Here is a 6,595-nt window from a genome sequence, read left to right as displayed (position 1 = left end):
CAAAAATATATGGTTTTGGGGATTCAGGGCCCCAGTGTTACATTATGGCAACAATGGGGCCAAAACTTTCCGTTTACGTCAACATTAACGCAGCGGAATGCCTATTTTCGAGGCAAGAAGGTCTGATTTCGAAGCCGCCGAGGCGCCACGAATCTGCCCTCAACCAGCGTCGCGAACCCTCGTCAACGCCACCGAAAGGTTGTCCTGCGCGTCGCGGTACTCAGTGAGCTTTTCGCGCTCGGCATCGACGATCTCGGCCGGCGCGCTGGCGACGAATCTCTCGTTCGACAGCTTCTTGTGCAGGCGCGCGATTTCCTCGGTCACCTTGGCCAGTTCCTTCTGCAGCCGTGCCGCTTCGGCGGCGAGATCGATCAGGCTGCCAAGCGGCAGGCAGATCGTCGCCTCGTTGAGCACGATCTGCGCCGAGCCTTTTGGGGCGACATCGGCCAGCGAGATGTCGCCGACCCGCGCCAGCCGCTTGATCGCCGAGTCTTCACGAACGAGCCGTTCGCGGGTCACCTCGTTGGCGCCGACCACGACCAGCGGCGCGATCGCCGCCGGCGGCACGTTCATCTCCGAGCGCACCGAGCGGATGCCCGAGACGAGATCGACCAGCCAGTTGATGTCGGCGGCAGCGTCGGCGTCCTCGAAGTCCGGCGCCGGCCACGCCGCATGGCACAGCAGCGAGGCGCGTTCCTTGCCTTCGCCAGCGGTCTGCGCCCACAGTTCCTCGGTCATGAACGGCATCATCGGATGCAAGAGCTTGTATATCTCGTCGAGCACGAAGGCGACGCAGGCGCGGCTTTCGGCCTTGGCCGCCTCGTCCGTGCCCATGAACACCGGCTTCAAGAGTTCCAGGTACCAGTCGCAGAACAGGTTCCAGACGAACCGGTAGGCCGACCATGCCGCCTCGTTGAAGCGGTATGAGGTGATGCCGTCCGTAATCTCACGTGCCGCCCGCGTCAGTTCGGTGAGGATCCAGCGGTTGACCGCAAGCTTGGCATCGTTGAGCCAGAAATCGTCATTGCGCGCGACTTCGTTCATCTCGGCAAAGCGCGTCGCGTTCCACAGCTTGGTGCCGAAATTGCGATAGCCGGCGATGCGCGCCGGATCGAGCTTCACGTCGCGGCCTTGCGCCGCCATCACCGTCAGGGTGAAACGCAACGCGTCGGCGCCGTACTCGTCGATGAGGTCGAGCGGATCGATGACGTTGCCTTTCGACTTCGACATTTTCTGCCCGTTCTTGTCGCGCACCAGCGCATGGACGTAGACGGTGTGGAACGGCTCCTCGTCCATGAAATGCAGGCCCATCATCATCATGCGGGCGACCCAGAAGAAGATGATGTCGAAGCCGGTGACCAGCACGTCGGTCTGGTAATAGGTCTTCAGCTCGGGCGTCTCGTCCGGCCAGCCCAACGTGGAGAACGGCCACAGCGCCGACGAGAACCAGGTGTCGAGCACGTCCTCGTCGCGGATCAGGATCTCGCCCGGCTTGAAGTTCTCGAGCTTGTCTTCGACCCAGGCCTTCCATGGCCCTTCCAGCGCCAGATAATATTCGATCGCCGCACCCAGCGCCTCTTCTTCGGTCTTCTCGACGAAGACGCGCCCGTCCGGCCCATACCAGGCCGGAATCTGGTGACCCCACCACAGCTGGCGCGAGATGCACCAGGGCTGGATGTTTTCCATCCAGTCGAAATAGGTCTTTTCCCAGTTCTTCGGCACGAAGTTGGTACGCCCCTCGCGCACCGAGGCAATCGCCGGCTTGGCCAGTTCCGCCGCGTTGGCATACCACTGCTCGGTCAGAAACGGCTCGATCGGCACGCCGCCGCGGTCGCCATGCGGCACCGCGTGACGATGCGGTTCGACCTTTTCCAGGAAGCCGCCATCTTCCATCAGCTCGACGACCTTCTTGCGCGCGACGAAGCGGTCGAGGCCGTTGAGTTCATCCCAGACCGCTTGCCGCTCCGGCGTCACCTCGAGACCGGCGAGGAAATCCTCATTGTCCTTGAGGCTTATCGCCGCCGCGACGGTGAGGATGTTGATCGCCGGCAGCTTGTGGCGCTTGCCAACCTCGAAATCGTTGAAGTCATGTGCGGGCGTGATCTTGACCGCACCAGAACCTTTCTCCGGATCGGAGTACTCATCAGCCACCACCGGGATCTTGCGGCCGACGATCGGCAGGACGATGTTCTTGCCGACCAGATGCCGGAAACGCTCGTCGTCGGGGTGCACGGCAACGGCGGTGTCGCCCAGCATCGTCTCCGGGCGCGTCGTCGCCACGGTGATGAAGGTTTTCGGATTTTCCGGATCGAAGACCTCGCCCTCGATGGGATAGCGGAAGTGCCACAGATTGCCGTTGACCTCGTGCTGCTCGACCTCGAGATCGGAGATCGCGGTGAGCAGCTTGGGATCCCAATTCACAAGGCGCTTGTCCTTGTAGATCAGCCCTTCCTTGTAGAGCGTGACGAACACTTCCAGCACAGCCTTGGACAGGCCCTCGTCCATGGTGAAGCGTTCGCGCGACCAGTCGGCCGAGGCGCCGAGCCGCTTCAGCTGGTTGAAGATCGCCCCACCCGATTCGTCCTTCCACTCCCAGACTTTTTCGATGAACTGCTCGCGCGTCAGGTCGCGGCGGTGGATCTGCTTTTCCATCAGCTGGCGCTCGACCACCATCTGCGTGGCGATGCCGGCATGGTCCATGCCCGGCTGCCACAGCACGTTCTTGCCGCGCATGCGCTCGAAGCGCACCAATATGTCCTGCAGCGTGTTGTTGAGCGCGTGGCCCATATGCAGCGAGCCGGTCACGTTCGGCGGCGGGATGACGATGGTGAAGGCTTCCGCCCCCTCCTCGGCCCCGGCGCCGGCGCGGAACGCGTCGTCCTCTTCCCAGACTTTGGCGATCTTCGGCTCGACGGTTTTTGCGTCGTAGGTCTTTTCAAGCATGGGAAAATGGTCCGCGCTGTCGGGAGTTTTGCTAGTCCGGTGTAAATCGGAAGGTTTTGGCCAAGTCAACCGCAGGGGCTGCCTTGGATCACTACAGGCAAATAGGCGTGGCCGTGTTCATTTCAACGGAAGGCCGTGTCCACACTCGGCACAAAACTTCGCCATTTGCGTGCGGTAAGGCTTTCCGCAGGCCGGGCAGTCAGGGCCGTAGTCGGAACGGCGCACATGCAGGAGCCAAAATGTATGGGCGAGTGCAACTCCAGTGCATTCGCGATAGCGATCGGCAGCCGGATGCTTCATTTCTTTCTGGAGACCATTCTTGGAAACGAACTGCTTAACCTGCAAGTAAAGGGTTGTCGGGTCGTCGACGATCTTCAGATATTCCTCGTCCGTGAGCATTGGAACCTTTGCCCGCAATCGATAACTGTAAGTCAGMCTTCTATCCATCGCACAAGAATAACAGCTGCACATGGCTTTGAAAGGGTGGATCCTTGACGACTGATCTCAGCCATCCTACGCTGCCAACGCTGCTGTAGGGCGCATCGGCTTCCGGCCGGAGGGGCATTGCCCGCCTACGCCACCTCAACCTCGCAGTGCGCCCATGCCGACCCTCGAACACCACAAGAAACAGGCCAAGCTTTACCTCAAATGGCATCGCGAGCGGTACTATCCCGTCGCTGCTGTGATTGGATGGCTCTTGCCGCGTTTTCGCGATCTCAGCGACAGCCAGATCCTCGATCACGGCTTCAAGCTTGCCGATGCCCAGGAACTCGTCGCCAGGAAGTCAGGTTTCGAGAGCTGGCAGGCACTCAAGGAAGGCCTTCAAACCGTGACCGATCGTGCAGCACCAGACGCAGCAAAACCGCATCTCGCCTTTGCCGAGCCACAGCTCTTTGTCTGCGACATCGCAGCGGCCTGTGATTTCTACCGGCAAAAGCTCGGCTTCGAGACGCGCTTCACCTATGGCGAGCCACCCTTCTACGCCCAGATCATCCGCGATGGCGCGCGGCTCAACCTGCGCCATGTCGACAAGCCGCCATTGGCCGCCAATTCGACCGACGACCTGCTGGCGGCGACGATCATACTCGACAACATCAAGGCGCTGTTCCTGGAGTTTCAGGCAGCCGAGGCTCCGTTCCACCAGACATTGCGAACCGAACCGTGGGGCGCTCGCACGTTCATCGTCAGGGATCCCGACAGCAACCTCATTTGCTTCGCGACCAGCGCGGGCTGACCTCACCRAAAAAAACGCCGCCTCGCGGGCGGCGTTCCGAGCGTGATGGCAGTTGAGACTATTGCGCCCCGCGCGCCACGCGCTCGATCTCCTCGCGCACCAGCCTTTCGACCAGTGTCGGCAGATTGTTGTCCAGCCAATCCTGCAGCATCGGCCGCAGCATCTCTTCGGCCATCTCGTCGAATGTCTTCTTGCTGCGACTGGCAAACGCATCGGAGAGCTCACCAAAGGCGGCGGCAACCTGCCGGCCCGTGTGCTCGGAAACGATGGCCGGACGCGGCGCATCGCTGGCCACCGCCGGTCGCACCACGCTTGCGCCCGGATGAGACGGCTCGGTGGCTGCTTCGGCAGTCGGCTCGTCCCTCGGAGCCTCCACCGGCGGCTGGACAACCGACTTAAGGGCCTCGCCTTTGTCCGGCACCGCTTTGGCTTGCTCGCCGACAGCGGGGATCTCGCGCCGCCAATCGGCTACGGGGGCGTCGGCGACAGGGCGCACTGCCAGCGAGTCGGCAATAGGACGCGCTTCCGGCGCGTCGGCCATGACCGGCGGGGTCGGCTCGGCGGCGACCCGGGCGCTGACTTCTGCAAGTGTCATCGATGGCTTTGCCGGGACGGGCTCGGGGCGCACCGGCGTTTCCATCCGCGTAATCACCGGCTCGACTGCCGGCAATTGTGCCTGGACTTCCGCCAGCGTCACCGGCTTCCTGATCTCTGGGGCCTGCAGGTCGGCTCGGAATGCCTCGACGTCGGCAACTGCACCGGCGCTCGCCGCCGGCTCCAGATCCTGGCGCAGCTCATCGGTGTCGCCCGGCTGCTTGCGGCCGCCGTCACTGTCCTCGATGATCCTCCTGATGGAAGCCAGTATCTCTTCCATGGAAGGTTCGCGCTGTGCGCTGCTTGCCGTCGCCATCGTCACATCCGCCGCCCTTGTGACCCGTTGCAGATTTCCGCTCCGGCAAGGCCGGATCGAATCATGACGCCAGCGTAACCGACGGATCGCCACACGAGAATCCCCAATCTGGGGACTTGTGGGATTTCAACAGATTAGACCAGATACCGAACCAACGGGGAGTGGAGCCAAAGAGCTGGCTCAGGCAGGAGGGACCAAAAAGTCCGAGCCGAACCTCTCAGCGGCCGTCCGGCGTACGCAGGCCGAACCATTTGTCCTTGACCGCGTTGTAGTGCTCTTCAGGTCTGTACTTCGTCACCTGCAAGCCAAGGCGGTCGACGGACAGGCGGCCGGTCGCCTGCAGGATGGCATAGCTCGCCACCACCACATCATGTTCAAAGCCAGCCTGGTTGATCTCCGCGGTGATGACCGTTGCCTGTGCGTTGAGGACATCGAGCGTGGTGCGCTGGCCGACATTGCGTTCTTCGATGACGCCGCTCAGTGCTAGCTTCGCGGCCTCGATCACCTGCTTGTTGGCCGTGAGCTGTTGCTGCGCGGCAGTGTACTCGGTCCAGGCGGCGGTGACGGCCTGGCGCACCTGGTCGCGACTGACGTCGACCTCGATGCGGGCCTGGCTGAGCGATTCCTTGTCCTGGCGCACAATCGCCGATTTACGGCCACCGGAATAGATCGGGATGCTCAGCGTGGCCCCGATGTTGGCCGAATTGGTAGTGCCGTCCTGCGACGCGAAGACGCCCGGGACAGTATTGCGATAATCGCTCGAAACACCCGCGCTTGCAGTCAGCTGCGGCAGCAGCGCGCCTTCGGCCGACTTCACCGAAAACGCGGCCGCGTCGACCAGATGCTGGGTGGCAAGGATGGCCGGGTGCTCGTTCGCGGCCACCTCGACGGCAGCTGCGAGGCTCGACGGCAACAGTTTTGCCACCGGGGAAGCGGCTTTGAGCTTGCCCGGTTCGTCGCCCACGATCTGGCGATAGCTTGCGGCACTGGACAACGCTTGCGCACGGGCGGCGCTCAACGATGCCACGGCGGCGGCCCGCGAAGCGTCGGCCTGAGCGACGTCGGTACGCGTGCCTTCACCAACCTCAAAACGCGAACGCGCCGCGCGCGCCGTCTCGGTCAGGAATTGCAGGTTCTGCTCGGTCAACACGGCGATCTGGCGGTCGCGAATCACGTTCATATACGCCTGCGCCGCGCTGAACAGGGTGTTCTCTTCGGTGTTGCGCAGGGTTTCGACAGAAGCGCGGACTTGCGCTTCGGCGGCGGCGACATTGTTCCTGGTCTGAAAACCGTCGAACAGCGTCTGATTGATCTGGACGCCAAAATTGCCGGTGGTCAGCCGCACGCTTGAGTTCGTGCCGTTGAGATGGCTGCTTGAGTAGTCGATGTCCGCCGACCCGTTGATGGTCGGGCGCCATCCCGACTTGGCGATGGCGACGCTCTCGTCGGTGACGCGGACGCCGGCCCGGGCCGAATTCAGCGAAGAATTGTACTGATAGGCCTTTGCC

General features: G+C 62.4%; 5 protein-coding genes. 1 reads left to right on the top strand and 4 read right to left on the bottom strand.

What is annotated here, in order from left to right; translation table 11 throughout:
* Window positions 1-159 precede the first annotated feature (159 nt).
* Together AC1D0I_RS31940 and AC1D0I_RS31935 are read right to left on the bottom strand one after the other, a co-directional pair.
* Window positions 160-2,943 carry a valine--tRNA ligase gene (locus AC1D0I_RS31940; protein ID WP_477400102.1) on the bottom strand — a complete coding sequence of 928 codons (2,784 nt, stop codon included), beginning with the start codon at window positions 2,941-2,943 and terminating at the stop codon, window positions 160-162.
* Between the two features lie 117 nt (window positions 2,944-3,060).
* Window positions 3,061-3,342, bottom strand: coding sequence for a hypothetical protein (locus AC1D0I_RS31935; RefSeq protein WP_477400101.1), 282 nt, complete (start codon window positions 3,340-3,342; stop codon window positions 3,061-3,063).
* Window positions 3,343-3,544: 202 nt separating this feature from the next.
* Here AC1D0I_RS31935 and AC1D0I_RS31930 point away from each other — a divergent pair, with 202 nt between their 5' ends.
* Window positions 3,545-4,177 carry a bleomycin resistance protein gene (locus tag AC1D0I_RS31930; RefSeq protein ID WP_477400100.1) on the top strand — a complete coding sequence of 211 codons (633 nt, stop codon included), beginning with the start codon at window positions 3,545-3,547 and terminating at the stop codon, window positions 4,175-4,177.
* A gap of 58 nt (window positions 4,178-4,235) precedes the next feature.
* On the opposite strand, the gene AC1D0I_RS31925 is transcribed toward AC1D0I_RS31930, so the two are convergent.
* Both AC1D0I_RS31925 and AC1D0I_RS31920 read right to left on the bottom strand, forming a co-directional pair.
* Window positions 4,236-5,087 carry a PopZ family protein gene (locus AC1D0I_RS31925; RefSeq protein WP_477400099.1) on the bottom strand — a complete coding sequence of 284 codons (852 nt, stop codon included), beginning with the start codon at window positions 5,085-5,087 and terminating at the stop codon, window positions 4,236-4,238.
* Between the two features lie 217 nt (window positions 5,088-5,304).
* Window positions 5,305-6,595: TolC family outer membrane protein (locus AC1D0I_RS31920; protein ID WP_477400098.1), on the bottom strand; the 1,291-nt coding region annotated here is incomplete at its 5' end.

It is taken from the genome of Mesorhizobium sp. P2_D1 (genome assembly GCF_056404455.1).
This window is presented reverse-complemented; position numbering and strand designations above follow the sequence as displayed.